This window comes from Pseudidiomarina taiwanensis, assembly GCF_003987435.1.
Classification (GTDB): Bacteria; Pseudomonadota; Gammaproteobacteria; order Enterobacterales; family Alteromonadaceae; genus Pseudidiomarina; species Pseudidiomarina taiwanensis.
On record NZ_PIQG01000005.1, the window covers coordinates 1 to 16,557 of the forward strand.

19 protein-coding genes and 1 rRNA gene are annotated in these 16,557 nt (G+C 49.2%); 11 read left to right on the top strand and 9 right to left on the bottom strand.

The annotated features are described in order from the left end of the window. The first annotated feature begins 3 nt into the window (after nucleotides 1-3). The 5 genes from rrf (at nucleotide 4) to CWI83_RS09240 (ending at nucleotide 2,633) form a co-directional block, all read left to right on the top strand. Nucleotides 4-119 (top strand): 5S ribosomal RNA (rrf, locus tag CWI83_RS09220). Between the two features lie 271 nt (nucleotides 120-390). After that, nucleotides 391-1,065 carry a PspA/IM30 family protein gene (locus CWI83_RS09225; protein ID WP_126828348.1) on the top strand — a complete coding sequence of 225 codons (675 nt, stop codon included), beginning with the start codon at nucleotides 391-393 and terminating at the stop codon, nucleotides 1,063-1,065. A 9-nt stretch (nucleotides 1,066-1,074) separates the two neighbouring features. Continuing rightward, nucleotides 1,075-1,386 carry a hypothetical protein gene (locus tag CWI83_RS09230; protein ID WP_126828350.1) on the top strand — a complete coding sequence of 104 codons (312 nt, stop codon included), beginning with the start codon at nucleotides 1,075-1,077 and terminating at the stop codon, nucleotides 1,384-1,386. Between the two features lie 36 nt (nucleotides 1,387-1,422). Further along, nucleotides 1,423-1,860: a copper chaperone PCu(A)C gene (locus CWI83_RS09235; RefSeq protein ID WP_126828352.1), complete on the top strand. Its 438-nt coding sequence runs from the start codon at nucleotides 1,423-1,425 to the stop codon at nucleotides 1,858-1,860. 17 nt (nucleotides 1,861-1,877) lie between these two features. Then, nucleotides 1,878-2,633 (top strand): TIGR04219 family outer membrane beta-barrel protein, encoded by a 756-nt coding sequence (locus CWI83_RS09240; protein ID WP_126828354.1) that lies wholly within the window; start codon nucleotides 1,878-1,880, stop codon nucleotides 2,631-2,633. A gap of 5 nt (nucleotides 2,634-2,638) precedes the next feature. Here the strand turns inward: CWI83_RS09240 and CWI83_RS09245 are convergent, their stop codons facing one another. The 5 genes from CWI83_RS09245 to CWI83_RS09265 all read right to left on the bottom strand — a co-directional run bounded on the left by CWI83_RS09245 (nucleotide 2,639) and on the right by CWI83_RS09265 (nucleotide 6,727). Further along, a complete protein-coding gene (locus CWI83_RS09245) occupies nucleotides 2,639-3,133 on the bottom strand; it encodes a DUF3299 domain-containing protein (RefSeq protein WP_198677283.1) in 495 nt (164 codons plus the stop codon). Further along, nucleotides 3,130-4,419, bottom strand: a complete 1,290-nt coding sequence (locus tag CWI83_RS09250; RefSeq protein ID WP_126828356.1) for an ABC transporter permease — start codon at nucleotides 4,417-4,419, stop codon at nucleotides 3,130-3,132. Before CWI83_RS09250 ends, CWI83_RS09245 begins: the two co-directional genes overlap by 4 nt. Further along, the gene (locus tag CWI83_RS09255) at nucleotides 4,412-5,122 is read right to left on the bottom strand and encodes an ABC transporter ATP-binding protein (RefSeq protein WP_126828358.1); all 711 of its coding nucleotides are present in this window, start codon (nucleotides 5,120-5,122) and stop codon (nucleotides 4,412-4,414) included. The genes CWI83_RS09250 and CWI83_RS09255 overlap by 8 nt, the downstream gene beginning before the upstream one ends. Nucleotides 5,123-5,130: 8 nt before the next feature. Beyond that, on the bottom strand, nucleotides 5,131-5,658 hold the full coding sequence (gene ppa / locus CWI83_RS09260; RefSeq protein ID WP_126828360.1) for an inorganic diphosphatase: 528 nt from the start codon (nucleotides 5,656-5,658) through the stop codon (nucleotides 5,131-5,133). An 88-nt stretch (nucleotides 5,659-5,746) separates the two neighbouring features. Next, nucleotides 5,747-6,727, bottom strand: a complete 981-nt coding sequence (locus tag CWI83_RS09265) for a class 1 fructose-bisphosphatase (RefSeq protein ID WP_126828361.1) — start codon at nucleotides 6,725-6,727, stop codon at nucleotides 5,747-5,749. A gap of 154 nt (nucleotides 6,728-6,881) precedes the next feature. Here CWI83_RS09265 and mpl point away from each other — a divergent pair, with 154 nt between their 5' ends. The 6 genes from mpl to panP are packed head-to-tail and all read left to right on the top strand — an operon-like array spanning nucleotide 6,882 to nucleotide 12,959. Next, on the top strand, nucleotides 6,882-8,240 hold the full coding sequence (mpl, locus tag CWI83_RS09270; RefSeq protein WP_126828363.1) for a UDP-N-acetylmuramate:L-alanyl-gamma-D-glutamyl-meso-diaminopimelate ligase: 1,359 nt from the start codon (nucleotides 6,882-6,884) through the stop codon (nucleotides 8,238-8,240). 1 nt (nucleotide 8,241) lies between these two features. Beyond that, on the top strand, nucleotides 8,242-8,874 hold the full coding sequence (locus tag CWI83_RS09275) for a flavin prenyltransferase UbiX (RefSeq protein WP_126828365.1): 633 nt from the start codon (nucleotides 8,242-8,244) through the stop codon (nucleotides 8,872-8,874). Continuing rightward, on the top strand, nucleotides 8,871-9,794 hold the full coding sequence (locus tag CWI83_RS09280; RefSeq protein WP_126828366.1) for an ABC transporter ATP-binding protein: 924 nt from the start codon (nucleotides 8,871-8,873) through the stop codon (nucleotides 9,792-9,794). The genes CWI83_RS09275 and CWI83_RS09280 overlap by 4 nt, the downstream gene beginning before the upstream one ends. Before the next feature lie 2 nt (nucleotides 9,795-9,796). Then, a complete protein-coding gene (locus CWI83_RS09285; protein ID WP_126828368.1) occupies nucleotides 9,797-10,573 on the top strand; it encodes an ABC transporter permease in 777 nt (258 codons plus the stop codon). Continuing rightward, nucleotides 10,570-11,271 carry a tRNA (guanine(46)-N(7))-methyltransferase TrmB gene (trmB, locus tag CWI83_RS09290; protein ID WP_126828370.1) on the top strand — a complete coding sequence of 234 codons (702 nt, stop codon included), beginning with the start codon at nucleotides 10,570-10,572 and terminating at the stop codon, nucleotides 11,269-11,271. Before CWI83_RS09285 ends, trmB begins: the two co-directional genes overlap by 4 nt. A gap of 32 nt (nucleotides 11,272-11,303) precedes the next feature. Then, nucleotides 11,304-12,959, top strand: a complete 1,656-nt coding sequence (gene panP, locus CWI83_RS09295) for a pyridoxal-dependent aspartate 1-decarboxylase PanP (RefSeq protein WP_126828371.1) — start codon at nucleotides 11,304-11,306, stop codon at nucleotides 12,957-12,959. 11 nt (nucleotides 12,960-12,970) lie between these two features. On the opposite strand, the gene panC is transcribed toward panP, so the two are convergent. Genes panC through pcnB form a run of 4 tightly spaced genes read right to left on the bottom strand, consistent with a single transcriptional unit; the run spans nucleotide 12,971 to nucleotide 16,530 of the window. Beyond that, a complete protein-coding gene (gene panC, locus CWI83_RS09300; protein WP_126828373.1) occupies nucleotides 12,971-13,810 on the bottom strand; it encodes a pantoate--beta-alanine ligase in 840 nt (279 codons plus the stop codon). A 21-nt stretch (nucleotides 13,811-13,831) separates the two neighbouring features. Beyond that, a complete protein-coding gene (gene panB, locus CWI83_RS09305) occupies nucleotides 13,832-14,626 on the bottom strand; it encodes a 3-methyl-2-oxobutanoate hydroxymethyltransferase (RefSeq protein ID WP_126828375.1) in 795 nt (264 codons plus the stop codon). Between the two features lie 54 nt (nucleotides 14,627-14,680). Beyond that, on the bottom strand, nucleotides 14,681-15,160 hold the full coding sequence (gene folK / locus CWI83_RS09310; RefSeq protein WP_126828377.1) for a 2-amino-4-hydroxy-6-hydroxymethyldihydropteridine diphosphokinase: 480 nt from the start codon (nucleotides 15,158-15,160) through the stop codon (nucleotides 14,681-14,683). Next, complete coding sequence (gene pcnB, locus CWI83_RS09315) at nucleotides 15,157-16,530, bottom strand: polynucleotide adenylyltransferase PcnB (protein WP_126828379.1); 1,374 nt, start codon at nucleotides 16,528-16,530, stop codon at nucleotides 15,157-15,159. The genes folK and pcnB overlap by 4 nt, the downstream gene beginning before the upstream one ends. Nucleotides 16,531-16,557 lie beyond the last annotated feature (27 nt).

Genomic DNA, 16,557 nt, shown 5'->3' on the forward strand with positions numbered 1-16,557 from the left:
TTGCCTGGCGGCCATAGCGAAGTGGAACCACCTGACTCCATTCCGAACTCAGACGTGAAACGCTTCCGCGCCGATGGTAGTGTGGGGATTCCCCATGTGAGAGTAGGTCACTGCCAGGCTCCTATCCCAATCCCTCGTCCTTACGGACGGGGGATTTTTTATTGCCTGTTCGGTATTGCCATAATTCGCTAACTTTTAGCCAATTTCACTTGTGGTGCGCCGTCAGTTAGCTCTTCTGAGATCATCTCAAGTTTATCCGTAAACAGATTTAATCGCGTAAAATCAATGTGTTATTAAAAACAACACGATCTTGGCACGATACTTGTATTAATTCTAGTGAGATAGGCGCAAATGACAGTGGCGCTACATTGATCACATGAGGTAAATACAATGGGAATTTTTAATCGTGCTAGTGACATCATTCAAGCTAACTTGAATGCATTACTTGATAAGGCAGAGCAGCCTGAAAAAATGATTCGTTTAGTCATTCAAGAGATGGAGGAAGCCGTAGTCGAATTGCGCGGCCTTGCGGCCAATCATATTGCTGAGCAGAAACGCCTTGAACGCGAAGCGAAGCAGCTGCATAAGTCGATCGAGAGTTGGCAGGTGAAAGCAGAGCTTGCGCTTGATAAAGGGCGCGAAGATCTCGCTAAAGTTGCTTTGCAAAACAAATTGAAAGCAGCAGAAGAACTCGAAAAGAATGCTGAAATCAGCGCTCAAGTCGAGCAACAAGTAGAGCCGATTCGTAGCGATATCGAACGTTTGCAAAGCAAACTTGATGAAGCAAAACAACGTGAACGTCAGCTTCATCAACGCCTCGATTCGGTTGCCATACGTTTGCAGAGCGAGAAAATAAAAGCATCGAGCAAAGTCAATGATGCCATGCAGAAATATGAGAACTATGAGCGTCGCGTTGAAGATTTGGAAGCTAAGCTAGAAGCCTATGATATCGGTCAAAGCTCCAATCCAAGCCTTGACCAACAGTTCAAAGATCTTGAAGACGAAGGCAAAGTTGATGCTGAACTCGAACAGTTAAAAGTAAAACGGTCTGGTGCACCAGCCTAAGGAACTATGATGAAATCGTCGCATAAGTTTTGGTGGATTGTTGCAGCTGTTATCGGGTTAATGCTGTTTGGTGATGAGATCCTTGGCGCATTAGCTGAGATTGTTGGCACCATTATCGGTATAGGTGTAAGTGGCTTGGTCATGATTGCCATCGCTATCGGCGCCTTTGTGTTAGTCACCATGATCGGTGGCAGTATTGCCCTCGCGTTATTAGTTGCAGCAGGCGCAACCCTGTTTACCTTGTTTAGTTGGTTGTGGCCGTTCATTTTATTAGCCGCAATCATCTATTTTATGGTACGCAAACGACCAAAAGCTGTGTAAACTCGAGCTTATTATTAGCTTTGAGGAAAACAAGTCATGACGAAATTATTCACAGCAATGCTAACAGTTGGGATGGTGTTATGGGGTTCCGCGGTAAACGCGGCATCGGCGCAAGTAGAAATCGTCAACGCTTGGGTGAAAGAATCTATCCCGGGTGCAATGAACGGTGCGGGTTACCTTGAATTAACCAATACCGGTGACAGCGAAATGGTCTTAATTGGCGTTAAAACGCCAGCAGCGGGACGCAGTGAGGTGCATGAACATGTTATGGCGAATGGCATGATGAAGATGCAGCACGTCCACCATTTAGCCATTCCTGCACGCGAGACTGTAGTGTTTCAACCGGGTGGTTATCACTTGATGATGTTTGGCGTGAAACAGCCGCTGCGCGCTGGTGATACCGTGCCATTTGTGCTTGAGTTCGCCGATGGTGCAACCGTCGAGTTTGGTGCGAAAGTTGTTAAAATCCAATAATAAGGACACCCTAAAAGATGAAATTTAAGCCTCTTGCTTTAGTTGTCAGTTTAGGACTTATGACCGCGCAACCGGCCGTTGCCGATACTGTTTTTGGTGTTTATGCCGGTGCTCAAGGCTGGCAGACCGATGTTAGTGGCCGGTATGGTAGCCAACAAGATACTATGCAAGCCTTCAATTTCGACTCAGAACAGCAGACCAGTTTTTATGTTGCGCTCGAGCATCCTATTCCTTTGGTTCCAAACTTCAAAGTTCGGCAAAATGATCTCGCGACAGTTGGGTTAATTACCTTAGGCAGTGATTTCGTCTTTAATGGTGAGTTTTATGCAAGTGGCACCTCACTACAAAGTGCGGTTGATTTAAGCCATACCGATTATACGCTGTATTATGAACTGTTTGATAACGATCTCATTAGCTTTGATTTAGGTTTGACCGCGAAGGACGTCGATGCATTTGTTGCAGTAACCGATGCCGTTGGTCGCAATGAGTTGCGGGGGAGTGGCTACGTACCAACCGCGTATGGCCAGTTACGCGTGGGAATCCCAGCAACTGACTGGACCTTTTATGCGCTTGCTAACGCAGTCAGCATTGATGATAGTGAAATCCGCGACTTTGAACTTGGCGCTGAATATCGCTTGATCGAAAATGCACTCGTTGATTTCAATCTGCAGCTGGGTTACCGCAGTATCGTCATTGAGCTCGATGATATTGACTCGATCTCGAGTGATTTAGACTTCAGCGGCCCTTATCTCGGACTCGAATTTCACTTCTAATCTACTTAGTAGTAAGACGTAACCGTTGCGGCTTCCATCGCGTAGCCGACAACGGCGAGTTCGCCCTCGATACGCTGCACCCGAATGGTTCCTTCAACCCATACCGCATCGAAGGTATCTTCGTATTTAACGCCTTCAGGAAAGTCCACTAAGATGATTTGATTTGGTGGCGGCGGTGGCACATGTACACAAGCCCCGAAATATGGAACTAACAAGAATTGTGTGACTTTTTCAGCATCACCTTCTAGTTGCACGATATAACCCGGAATTTTCACTTTCTTTTGGTCGAGAGCTTCAACCATAGGCGCACCAATATCCGGTTGGCCAAATTGATCCGGGTTCGCATCGTAGTAGGCTTGGCTGCGAATCGGCGGTGGCGAATACCCCTCAGGGATTAATTCCTTCCAATCCGTTGGCTTATATTCAGATGCCTGTAGCATCGGAGCAAAAGCAACGAGCGCCAATAATATTGTGCTGAGTAAGATAAAACGTTTGATCATAATTTAACGGTTAACCCATCTGCGAGAGCATTGCGATAAGCACGCCATGCCGGAATCAGGCTCAAGCTTATCGCTGCGATTAAGACACTGCCCATTATTGTCCATTCAGTCGGGGATAATAAAGAGGCCCGTAATTGGAAACCAATACTCATTTGAATTGGCTCAGCAAAACCGAACAAAAGTCCATAGAGCATACCCACACCAACCGCGATTCCCATAATCGTCAGCAGTAAGGCTTCACTTACTAATAAGGTAAAGATGGTCACAGGACCTGCTCCGATGGAGCGCAGCACGGCAATTTCGCGACGTCTTTCGCGAAGGCTTGCGAGCAAGGTTGTGAGCATCACCAGTAAACCGGTCGCCACAACCAGGCTCGAAATCGCCAGTAAAGCGCGGTCAAATAATTGCAGTGAACGCCAAAACTCTTGCAGGGCGAAGCCTGGTAAGATTGCTGTCAATGGCTCCCCGGTGTACGTATTAATTTGGCGCTGTAGACGCAAGGCGAGCGGTTTTATCTCAAGCCCAATTAAAACGGCACTTAAGGTATAAACAGGTGGTGCCTGCTTGGCGTGATCATGATGAACGGCATGGTCATGGCCATGCTCGTGATCGTCCCCATGGTCGTGCTCTTCTCCGTGCTCTTCCTCATGCACATACTCGCCGTGGACCAGGCCTAACCCCTCAAGCGGGATGTAGATGGCTTGATCAACGGGTGTTCCGGTTGCTTGCAGAATTCCTTGAACTCGAAATGGGTGGTCATCATGGTCACTGAAACTGACGCCACCGGCGCCATGCGAGACCGTTAGTTCATCACCAACCTGCAGTCCCAGTTTAGTTGCCGCCTCTGCCCCCATTACTGCGTGATCAAGTTGAGCAAATGCTTGTCCTTCGGCGAAGCGCAGGGGTTGTCGGTTGCCGTATTTAAAATGGCTAAATAAATCAGCTGTGGTTGCGACCACAGGAAGGCCGCGAACGCTATCCCCCATGGCCATAGGAATGGTCCAACTTACCCGCGGTAGGGTCTGTAGATACTCATAACTTTGCCAACTTAAGGTTTGATTTAACGAGCCGATATGGAAAACACTTGCCAATAGCAGTTGGGTACTCCCGGTCCTGCCACCGACAATAATGTCTGTTCCAGAGATAGTATTGGCAAAGTTTTCTTGCGCTTGCACCCGGATCCGTTCAACCCCGAGCAACAGCATGACGCTGATAGCAATCGCGAGCACCGTCAAGATAGCGCTTGCTTTACGGTTCCAGAGACTTGCGAGCGCGAGTTTAAACATGCGTTGACTCCGCGGCTTGGTTGAGCTGCTCCAGTTCGACTACACGCGAAAAGTAGGGAGCCAAAGTCGCATCATGGGTCACGAATAACAAGGTACTTTGTTGCGCATCGCACTCTTGGAACAGCAGCTTCAGGAAATTATCACGATGCGCCTCATCAAGAGCCGAAGTCGGCTCATCGGCAATAATCAAAGCGGGCGCGCCAAGCAGTGCGCGAGCTGCGGCGACACGCTGTTGTTGTCCGACACTAAGGTGCTGAGCCAATTGCTGCTGGCTGTTGTGATCGAGACCCAAATGTTGCAACAGTTGTTGTGCTGCGGCGCGAACGGAAACACCGCGTTGCGCAAGTCGGGCCCGACGCGCAGGCGCAAACTTCACGGCTAATTCAACATTACCTACCGCCGTCAGGTATGGCAGCAGATTAAATTGCTGGAAAATATAGCCAATTTCGTTGGCTCTGAGCCGATCTAATTGGCGTTGTGAGAGCTTGCCGAGGTCATGCCCATGGACATTGATTTGACCTGGTTTAGATTTATGAATACCGGCGAGCAGGCTTAACAAGGTCGATTTACCACTGCCGCTTGGACCGCGCAGTAATACGCGTTCGCCGGTATCGATCTGGAGCTGAGGAATATCGAGTTGTAACCGCTGCGCACCCGGCCAACTGAACTTGAGTTGGTTGAGGGTGACGCAGGCGTTACTCATGTGCTGATTTAGCCTTGTGCACGCTGGAACGAAGAAATGATTTCTTCTTTGGCTTCAGCCGCTGTGCCCCAACCTTCTACTTTAACCCACTTGCCTTTTTCGAGTTCTTTGTAACGCTCGAAGAAGTGAGTGATTTGAGCTTTCAGTAATTCCGGCAGGTCAGCAATGCACTGCACATGCTCGTATTCTTTGGTGAGCTTGCTCACAGGTACGGCAATGACCTTGGCATCTTCGCCACTTTCATCGGTCATTTTCAATACCCCAACTGGGCGACAGGTAATCACAGAACCAGGCTGTAATGGATAAGGCGTAGGCACCAGAACATCAACAGGATCGCCATCAAGTGAGAGGGTTTCGTTCACATAGCCGTAGTTACATGGATAAAACATCGGCGTTGACATGAACCGGTCAACCCAGAGCGCACCTGAATCTTTGTCAACTTCATACTTAATCGGAGCCGCATTGGCTGGGATTTCGATGATAACGTTAACTTCTTCTGGGATGTTTTTTCCTGCAGAGACCGCGTTTAAACTCATTTTCGTGTCCTAAATGTAAAGTGCTCAATTGAGCAGATTTAAAGTTGATATTTTGCTCGGTATTATTTGCTCGATATTATACGAGCCTTTAGGCCGTTTGCGAACCCTCGAGATAATTCAAGCAGGCCGCAACCTCATTCTTAGAGCCCAGAATAACTGAGATGCGCTGATGAATATCATCGGGTTGAATATCGAGTATAGCTTCTTGCCCTGTGTGAGCGATGCCACCTGCCTGCTCAACCAACAGCGCCATCGGGTTGCCCTCATACAGCAGGCGCAGTTTATAGGGTTTTGAATGACTGCGGCCGTCCCAAGGATAGGTGAATAAACCGCCACGGCAGAGCACGCGATGAACATCAGCCACCATTGCTGCGATCCAACGCATATTAAAGTTTTTCCCACGTGGGCCATCTTTACCAAGTAGCAGGTCATCGATATAACGCCGCATTTCTGGCCGCCAGTGCCGATGATTCGACATATTAATTGCGAACTCTTCGGTATCTAGAGGAATCTGTACGTCCGCATCGGTGAGTAAGAATTCACCCACGGTTTGATCGAGAGTAAACATTTTAACACCGCGCCCCGTGGTGAATACCAGCATGGTGCGTGGACCATATAAAATGTAGCCAGCAGCGACTTGTTGGCGACCTGGCTGAAGAAACATACTGGCGTCGCCAGAGTTGTCAGCAGGGGTCGGTAAAATCGAAAATATCGTTCCGACCATACTATTAATATCAATATTAGAGCTACCATCAAGCGGGTCGAAGGCGACTAAATATTGACCTTCCGCTGCGCCAGTAACAATTCCATCCTCTTCTTCAGATGCCACCGCTCGAACGTGCGTAGACTCCAATAGAATATCCTTGAGTAGTTGATTCGAAAGGACATCTAATTTCTTTTGGGTTTCGCCCTGAATATTTTCATCTAAGGTTGAGCCGAGTACACCCGCGAGGTCGCCTTGTCCGACCCGAAACGAAATTTCTTTTGCACAAATAGAGAGCGAATTTAAAACTGAAATCAGTGCTTCATCGACTTGGTCGTTGCGCAAAGTAGGTATCAGACGTTGCATGCAATCCTCGATAGATGTTGGTTCGGTAGTAGCTGTTGAGAATGGCGCTAAGTTTACCGTAATTTTGAACAAAATGCCTGCACCTAGCGGTAATCGTTTGCAGAAGCATGATAAACTGCAACCGAGATAATGAATTGGTAAGGAAGTCAGCGTCATGCATCTACACATCCTGGGAATTTGCGGCACCTTTATGGGTGGAATTGCCGCGTTAGCGAAGGCTTTAGGGCATCAAGTGAGCGGGAGCGATGCGCAGGTTTATCCGCCGATGAGCGACCAATTACAGCAACTTGGGATCGATTTGTATGAGGGCTATGATGCTGAGCAGTTGGAGCCAAGGCCTGATCTGGTCATTATTGGTAACGCATTAAGCCGTGGTAATCCTGCGGTTGAGGCCGTGTTATCGCAACGTATTCCTTATACGTCAGGGGCGCAGTGGTTACACGATAATATTCTTCAAGATAAATGGGTGTTAGCGGTTGCGGGAACGCATGGCAAAACCACCACCGCGAGTATTTTGACTTGGATTTTAGAAGATGCCGGGCTTAATCCAAGCTTCTTAGTTGGCGGTGTTTTGCCGCAATTCGCAGCATCGGCAGCTTTGACCGACAGTAACTTTTTTGTGATCGAGGCCGATGAATATGACACCGCATTTTTCGATAAGCGCTCGAAGTTTGTGCATTACTGCCCGTCAACCTTGATTCTTAATAATCTGGAATTCGATCACGCCGATATTTTTCCTGACCTCGCTGCGATTCAGCGCCAATTTCATCATCTATTGCGGATTGTGCCGGAGCATGGCCGAGTGCTTTATCCAGCCACCGACCAGGCTATTAGCGAGGTTTTAGCACAAGGGTGTTGGAGCGAGACTGAAACAGTTGGTGCGGCGAGCGAATGGCAGGCGCAACTCATGCAACCAGCGGGGACTGCGTTTAAAGTTTTGCACCGTGATATCGAAGTAGGCCAAGTGGAATGGGCATTACTGGGCCAGCACAATGTGCATAATGCATTGATGGCTATTGCGGCCGCACATCACGTGGGTGTTCCCGTCCAAGTGAGTTGTGAGGCATTACGTAAATACACTGCCCCCAAACGCCGCCTTGAACATATAGAGCAGGTTGCGGGGATTGATTTATATGATGATTTTGCGCATCATCCCACCGCAATCAAAACAACCCTGGCAGGATTGCGCGCAGCGGTTGGTAATAAACGCATCGTGGCGGTATTGGAGCCACGCTCGAATACCATGAAGCAGGGCGTTCATAAAGATTCACTCGGCAGTGCGTTGGCCCTGGCCGATGAAATTGTCCTGTTGCAACCTGAGCAATCGAGTTGGTCATTAGCTGAGGCAGTACCTAAGGCCTATGTCGGCACGCAAACCAGTGAACTCATTGCGCATTTAGTGAGTATTCTCAAACCTGGAGATCAGGTCGTGATTATGAGTAACGGCGGCTTTGATAATATTCATCAGCGGCTCCTTACTGAATTACGCGCACTTCACTTAGGGGAGTCATAACATGCAAACTGCACAGCCTGCGATCACTTTGGCCCTGACCGGTGCTTCCGGTGCTCCTTATGGCATGCGGCTGCTGGAATGTTTATTAGCGCAGCAGCAACAAGTTCATTTACTGCTCTCGAGCGCTGCACGGGTGGTGTTGGCAACGGAGCTGAATTGGCAGTTACCGGCAAATCCCCAGGCTTGTGCAGAGCGCCTGCGCGAACACTATAACGTTAGCGCCGAGCAGCTTTTGGTGTATGGCAAGGAAGAATGGTTCTCGCCCGTTGCATCAGGGTCAGCCGCACCGCGCAAAATGGTGGTGTGTCCTTGCTCTACCGGAACGCTCTCGGCTATTGCTCAGGGCGCAAGTGATAACTTAATTGAGCGCGCTGCGGATGTGGTCATTAAAGAGCGAGGTGAACTTATTTTAGTTCCACGCGAGATGCCACTTTCGGCGATTCATCTTGAGAATATGCTCAAGCTTGCTCGACTCGGTGTCACCATTATGCCTGCTGCGCCAGGGTTTTATCAGCAGCCACAATCCATTCAAGACATAGTGGATTTTGTGGTTGCACGCATTCTTGATCATCTCGGCCTCGAACAACAGCTGGTTCCGCGCTGGGGCTACACACAGGAGACGTCAGCAAAATGAGTACTGCGTTAGCCATTAAAGGGTTAAAGAAAACATATAAAGGCGGCTTTGAAGCATTAAAAGGAATCGACCTTGAAGTGCAAGAAGGAGACTTTTTTGCCTTATTGGGTCCAAATGGTGCGGGCAAATCGACCACTATTGGGGTGATATCTTCATTAGTGAATAAAACCGCAGGCCAAGTCACTGTTTTTGGGTATGACCTAGATACCCAGTTGGTTGAGCTGAAAAAGCAAATCGGACTGGTCCCGCAAGAGTTTAATTTCAATCAATTTGAGACGGTTCGCCAAATCGTTGTTAACCAAGCAGGGTACTACGGTGTGCCGCGTGCGGTTGCGATGCAGCGCTCAGAGCACTATCTAAAGCAATTGGGGCTGTGGGATAAACGCAACAGTCCAGCGCGGATGCTCTCCGGTGGGATGAAGCGACGGTTGATGATCGCGCGCGCATTGTTACACGAACCTAAGTTATTGATCCTCGATGAGCCAACAGCCGGAGTCGATATTGAGTTGCGGCGGAGTATGTGGGATTACCTTGAGCAAATTAATAAACAGGGAATCACCATCATCCTGACGACGCATTACCTTGAAGAAGCGGAATCACTTTGTCGCAATATCGCCATTATCGATCATGGCCGAATTATTGAAAATACCAGTATCAAGCGACTCTTAGCGACCCTTAATATGGAAACCTTCATTCTCGACCTTGATCCTGAGTCGGTGCTGGAGAAACAAGTCGAAATCAGTGGATTTCAGTGGCGCCAAATTGATGAGCATACGGTCGAGGTCGATGTTGAAAAGAGCCAAGGTTTGAACCGAGTATTTGAGCAACTATCGAGCCAGCAGGTCCGAGTCTTATCGATGCGAAACAAAGCGAATCGTTTGGAAGAGCTATTCGTTAACTTAGTCGGAAAAGGAGCGTAAGCATGAGCACGTCGTATAACTTTACCGCTCTAAAAACCATTTGGATTAAGGAATGTACGCGGTTCTTACGAATTTGGGTGCAAACGCTGGTTCCTCCGGCGATCACTATGACGCTCTACTTTGTCATTTTTGGCAGCATTGTAGGGGAGCGCATTGGGGAAATGGGCGGTCGGCCGTATATGGAATTTATCGTGCCTGGGCTGATTATGATGTCGATTATTACGAACTCATATTCGAACGTTGCCAGTTCCTTCTTTAGTGCCAAGTTTCAACGCAATATCGAAGAGATGTTGGTGGCGCCAGTTTCGACTTCAGTGATTATTGCGGGTTATATCGGAGGCGGCCTGGCCCGCGCGCTAATCGTTGCGGTAATCGTCACTGTTGTCTCGTTTTACTTTGTCGAATCAGTAACCATCCATCACGGCCTCATTTTAGTTCTGACCGTCATTTTGACGTCAACTTTGTTCTCGTTGGCTGGCTTGATCAATGCGGTGTTTGCGAAGACATTTGATGATATCTCGATTGTGCCCACGTTCGTGCTGACCCCGCTGACTTATCTTGGTGGTGTGTTCTTTAGTATCAGCTTATTGCCGGGCATATGGGAAACAATTGCTCAATTTAACCCAGTGCTCTATATGGTGAATGCGTTCCGCTATGGGTTCTTGGGAATTTCCGATGTGGATGTTGGTGTCGCCATGGGTGTCATCGTGGTGTTTAACTTGGTGTTTTTCATCACCGCTTATCGACTATTACAAACAGGTCGAGGGATTCGTTCGTGACGGAATCGAAGCCGGTTACGACCAACCAACACGGCAATCATGACGATCTTGTCAGTGTGGTCATGCGTCATTTACGCTCGCCGTTTCAAAAGCCGATACAAGCACATAATCGTGAGGCTTTTGAGCAGGTGCAAGAGGAAGTCAAACAGTGGCAGGGACCAGTTATTTTGGATTCTTGCTGCGGTGTTGGTGAGAGTACGGCTTGGCTGGCGCAAGAATATCCCGATGCTTTAGTCATAGGGGTCGACAAGTCAGCGCATCGACTGAGTCGGCATGCCCATTATCAAACCGCGACCGCAGGTCAGCGTTATCTTTTGGTTCGTGCGGATCTGCAAGATTTCTGGCGTTTAGCGCTGGAAGCGGACTGGCAGCTATATAAGCATTTTATTTTGTATCCTAACCCTTGGCCAAAAGCTGCACATTTTGGTCGTCGTTGGCATGGCAGTCCGGTTTGGCCGCATGTGCTGGCGTTAGGCGGTGAGTTAGTGATGCGTTCTAACTGGCCGATTTATTTAACCGAAGTGGCCAGTAGCTTGGTACTCGTTAACTGTGCTGCAACGATAGAACCCTTATTGCTGTTGCATGAGCCGATCACGCCATTTGAGCGCAAATATCAACGCAGCAAGCAGCAGCTGTGGCAATTACGTGCGCAGTTACCAGATGATGTTCGCTATTTGCCGGCAATCGAGGCAGAATAGGCGGTCGTTATGTGCACTCGAGGAGAGATTGTTTGAGCGAGCAAGTTTTTGCTGAGGTAAGTCAAGAAGCGCTACTGAAGATTTTTACCTTACCGGAAGCGCCGGATTCAACCTTAGGAAAAATTGAGAAACACCTATCCGAAAACCTCATGGGGTTTTTGGGTGAGCATATTGTTGCCCGCGAAAAACCTCTGCACGAAATCGAACAAAACTTTTGTAGTAGTGCGATACCAGAGCAACCGCGCTATGTTTCGGACCATACTGAATTTTTGCTCAACAACTTGGTGGCCCACTCAGTTCATACCTCGTCGCCACGTTTCATTGGGCACATGACCTCGGCGCTGCCGTATTTCTTATTACCCCTCGCTAAGCTTATGGTTGGGTTAAACCAAAACTTAGTGAAGATCGAAACCTCGAAGGCTTTTACTCCGCTCGAGCGGAATGTCTTGGGGATGCTTCATCACCTTGTTTATGGTCAAGATGAGAGTTTTTACAAGCGTTGGATGCACAGTGCGCAACACTCGCTTGGGGCGATGTGCTCCGGCGGCACCGTTGCCAACATCACCGCGCTATGGGTGGCGCGTAACTTAGCTTTACCCGCCAGCAAAGGCTTCAGCGGTGCGGCCAATGAAGGTCTTGCTGCTGGGCTAGCACATTATGGCTATCAGCGTTTAACGATTATGGTCTCTGAGCGCGGTCATTATTCCTTGAGTAAGGCGGCGGATGTCCTTGGCATTGGTCGGCGCAATATTATTGCGATTCCCACGGATAGTCATAACCGTATTCGCACCGATAAGCTGCTTGAAGCTTGCACCGAAGTGGCTGAAACAGGGGGTAAGGTGCTTGCGATTGTGGGCGTCGGAGGGGCAACGGAAACTGGTCACATTGATCCGCTTAATGAGCTTGCCGATATTGCCGAGCAAGTAGGTGCTCACTTCCATGTTGATGCTGCTTGGGGTGGTGCGACTTTGCTATCGAAAAAGTACCGTTCATTGCTAGCAGGCGTTGAGCGAGCTGACAGTGTAACGATTGACGCGCATAAGCAAATGTATGTGCCAATGGGCGCGGGAATGGTGTTATTTAAAGATCCGAGTATGGTGCGGGCGATTGAACATCATGCCGAGTATGTTATCCGCCAAGGCTCTAAAGATCTGGGTGCCCACACAATGGAGGGCTCACGACCTGGAATGGCGATGCTGGTTTACTCAGCGTTGCATGTGATGGGGCGCAGTGGTTATGAGTTACTCATTGATCAAAGCATAGAAAAAGCGCAGCAATTTGCTGAGATGATTGCAGCGCAAGACGATTTTGAAGTGGTCACTGAGCCGGAACTGTGTATTTTAACCTATCGGTTTGTCCCAGCTCGTCTGAAAGCGGCCATTCAAGCTGCGAGCCCTGAACAGACGAAACGTTTAGTACCGCACCTTAATGCACTCACGCGGTTCATTCAGAAGCGCCAACGCGAGACTGGGAATTCATTTGTATCGCGGACCAAAATCAAACCGGATCAGTACCACCGAGAGCCAACAGTGGTCTTCCGAGTGGTGCTCGCCAATCCTCTCACAACCCCTGAAATGCTCGCGGAAATTCTGCAAGAACAACGTGACATTGCCAATCAAGCCATGAGCCTGCGGGCGGCGCTATTTACTGAAATGCGTGAACTTGGGTTAGTTCACGCTGTAGGTTAAGTGGCTAACGCTCACTTTCGTGTGAAGGCGAGATTATCAATTAGACGGGTACTGCCAAGCCGAGCTGCTGCTAATATCACAAGTTCACTATCGCTGGCGCTGATGGGCGCTAAATCGAGTTGTCTGCGAACGCTTAAATAATCAACCTCAAAGCCAGCTTGAGTGAGGGTCTTGGTTGCTGCGGCAAGCTCTGCATCAACTTCCTTGCCGGCACGGATGCGTTCTGCCAGTTGTTGTAATACCTGATACAAACGTGGCGCAGTAGCGCGCTCGTTTGCGTTAAGGTAGCCGTTGCGCGAACTCAATGCCAAGCCATCATCTGCCCGTTGAGTAGGAACGCCAATGATGTCCACAGGCATGCTCAAATCAGCCACCATGAGTTTAATGACTTGTAATTGCTGATAGTCCTTCTGCCCAAAAACAGCCACGTCAGGCTGCACCATATTGAACAGCTTGCAGACGACGGTCGCGACCCCAATAAAATGTCCCGGCCGACTCGCGCCACAGAGAATATCGGAGATATGCGGAACTTGAACTGTGGTTTGTTCGGTTAAGCCACGTGGATACATGTCGGCAACGGTCGGAGCAAAAACAGCAGCTACCCCGAGTTGTTCGAGCGCTGTGCAATCTTCTGCAAAAGTGCGCGGATAGGCGTCAAGGTCCTCGTTTTGACCAAATTGCATCGGATTAACGAAAATACTAACAACCACTTGGTCTGCGTGCTGCTGTGCAACCTTAACTAATTCGAGATGACCTTGATGGAGATTCCCCATGGTTGGCACAAAACCAATACGCGCAGTCTGTTGCTGCCGCCAAGCCCGAAATGAAGCAAGGTCTGTGAATACTAACATGGTTTCAGTGCGCCTCTTGGGTTACTTAAAAATATGCTCTGCAGCCGGGAAGGTTTGTTGCTTAACAGCCTTAATATAGGCTGTTACCGCCGCTTCGATCGAGTCGGCATCGTGCATAAAGTTTTTCACGAATTTGGGCAGGTAATCCGTGTTAAGGCCCAGCATATCGTGCATCACTAAGATTTGACCATCGGTTTCTTTGCCGGCACCAATACCTATCACTGGAATATCGAGTTGCGCAGTAATTTGCGCGGCGAGTTCGACCGGTACGCACTCCAAGACTAATAACTGAGCGCCTGCTTGTTGCAGAGTTAGCGCGTGCTCTAAGGTGCGTTGCGCGGCACTTTGCTCACGCCCTTGTACTTTATAGCCACCGAGAACATTAACCGACTGGGGCAGTAAACCTAAATGAGCGCAGACGGGAATACCGCGTTGGAAAAGCCCTTGAATCGTCTCAACAAGCCAGTCGCCGCCTTCGAGCTTGACCATATTTGCACCTGCTTGCATCAGCTGTGCGGCATTTGCATAGGCTTGCTCTGGGGTTGCGTAGCTCATAAAGGGCATATCGGCGATCACAAACGCGTGTGGCGCACCATTGCGAACGCAGCGGGTGTGATAGGCAATATCGTCAGTTGTTACGGGAACAGTAGAAGAGGCGCCTTGGATGACATTGCCAAGTGAGTCGCCAACCAGCATAAAGTCCATTCCACAGGCTGCAAAAAGCTTTGCGAAGGTCGCGTCATAAGCCGTTATAGAGGCTATTTTCTCACCATTTGCCTTGAGTTTATTTAAATGTGCGATAGTTGTCGCGACCATAGCAGTACCTTATCTGTGAAAGGGCTTATTAAGCTAAAACATGGCTCGATTGTATCAGTTAATTCGGACTAAATCATGATGGGTCAGCTTGCTTTGATAGGCACTCAGTTGCTCTCCATCAGGTAAGCGAGCTGTAGGCCAAATTTCAAGCAGGGGCAGTAGCACAAAATCACGCTCGAGTAGGCCGGGATGAGGCACGCTCAAACGCTCTGTACTGATGGTATCGTGACCAAACAAAATCAGATCTAAATCCAAGGTGCGTTCGCCCCAACGGCGCCCCCGAATGCGCCCCGCTTGGTGCTCCAAATGTTGCAATAGGTCAAGCAAAGTATGGGCATCTAAGCTTGTTTCAGCGGTCGCAACAGCATTGATGTAATCGGGCTGATCAGCCGGACCCATCGGGCTGCTTCGATACCACGATGAACATTGCACTGAATCAATTTGAGGGTGCTCCGATAGACCTTGCAGAGCTTGCTGAAACTGCGCAATAGGATCGCCTAAATTGCCTCCAAGAGCGATGGCTACTTTGGTCATGTCGCCTTATTCCGCGAGCTTGCCGAACGCTTCCGCCCGCCGCGACGACCGCGCCGTTTTTTCGTCGCAGCAGCTGGTTGCGCTGGCGCAGTGCCAGTTTGCTGCTGTTGCGTCCAGAACTGCGCTAATTTGCTCAGCTCTGCCTGTTCTGCAGCCGGCGCTGTTTTACTACGTAGCAATAAGAAATCATAGCCAGCGCGGAAGCGTGGATGGCCGAGCAATTGCTCGACACGACGGCCTTTAGCGCGGGCCAGACGTTGCTGCAACTGCCAGATTTCGCGGGCAGGAATACTAAAGCGTTTCGGGATTGCGATCGTTTGCACTTGTTTGCCAATGACATCTGCGGCGGCAATATTCATCGCGTCAACTGGCGGTAAGCCACTCTCCGCCATCAGCTGTTCCATCCGCGCTTGCAGTGGCCACCATAACAGCGCTGCATAAAGATATGCAGGGGTGATCCGCTGCTGATTACGAATTCTCTCATCAGTATCTTGAAAGGTTTGACGCACCATCTGGTAAGGTGCGGCATCGGTCAGTTTCAGATCATTTTTCAGGATCGGAAATAACTGCTGAAAGAGTTGATATTCACTCAGCATTTCAAAGTTTGCGACAGCTTTGCCAGCGGTAAATAGTTTTAACGATTCCTCGAACAGTCGTGCTGCAGGAATATGTTGCAATAGCGGTGCGAGTTCACGAATCGGTTGCGCAACATCGTCGGCGAGCCGCATTCCAAGTTTGGTTGCAAAGCGGACCGCACGCAACATCCGTACCGGGTCTTCTCGGTAGCGCTGCTGTGGTTCACCAATCATGCGCAAGATACCTTGCTCAAGGTCAGCAACACCGTTGGCAAAGTCATAGACCGCAAAGTCAGCAATATTGTAATACAGCGCATTACAGGTGAAGTCGCGGCGCTCCGCATCTTCTTCAATGGTGCCGTAAACATTGTCACGGACCAGCATACCTTTGGCATCCGCTTTGGCAATCTTGTCGTTGCTTTGTTGCGCTTCGTCATGATGACCACGGAAGGTCGCTACTTCGATGATTTCACGGCCAAAAACAATATGGGCCAGACGGAAGCGACGACCGACTAAGCGACAGTTACGGAATAATCCGCGCACTTGTTCGGGAGTGGCGTTGGTTGCAACATCAAAGTCTTTAGGTTCAATCCCAAGCATGAGATCACGAACACAGCCACCCACTAAGTAGGCTTCAAAACCGGCATCTTTGAGTCGATATAAAACCTTAAGCGCAGTTTGCGGTATGGCTTTGCGAGTAATCGGGTGCTTTGCCCGCGGAATAATGATGGGCTTTGACAAAATGTTGTTCGGACGGTCACTGCCAGAAGGCTTGCTAAGCGCGCGTTTTGCCATTGCTTTGAGCTGCTTGATAATAGTCAA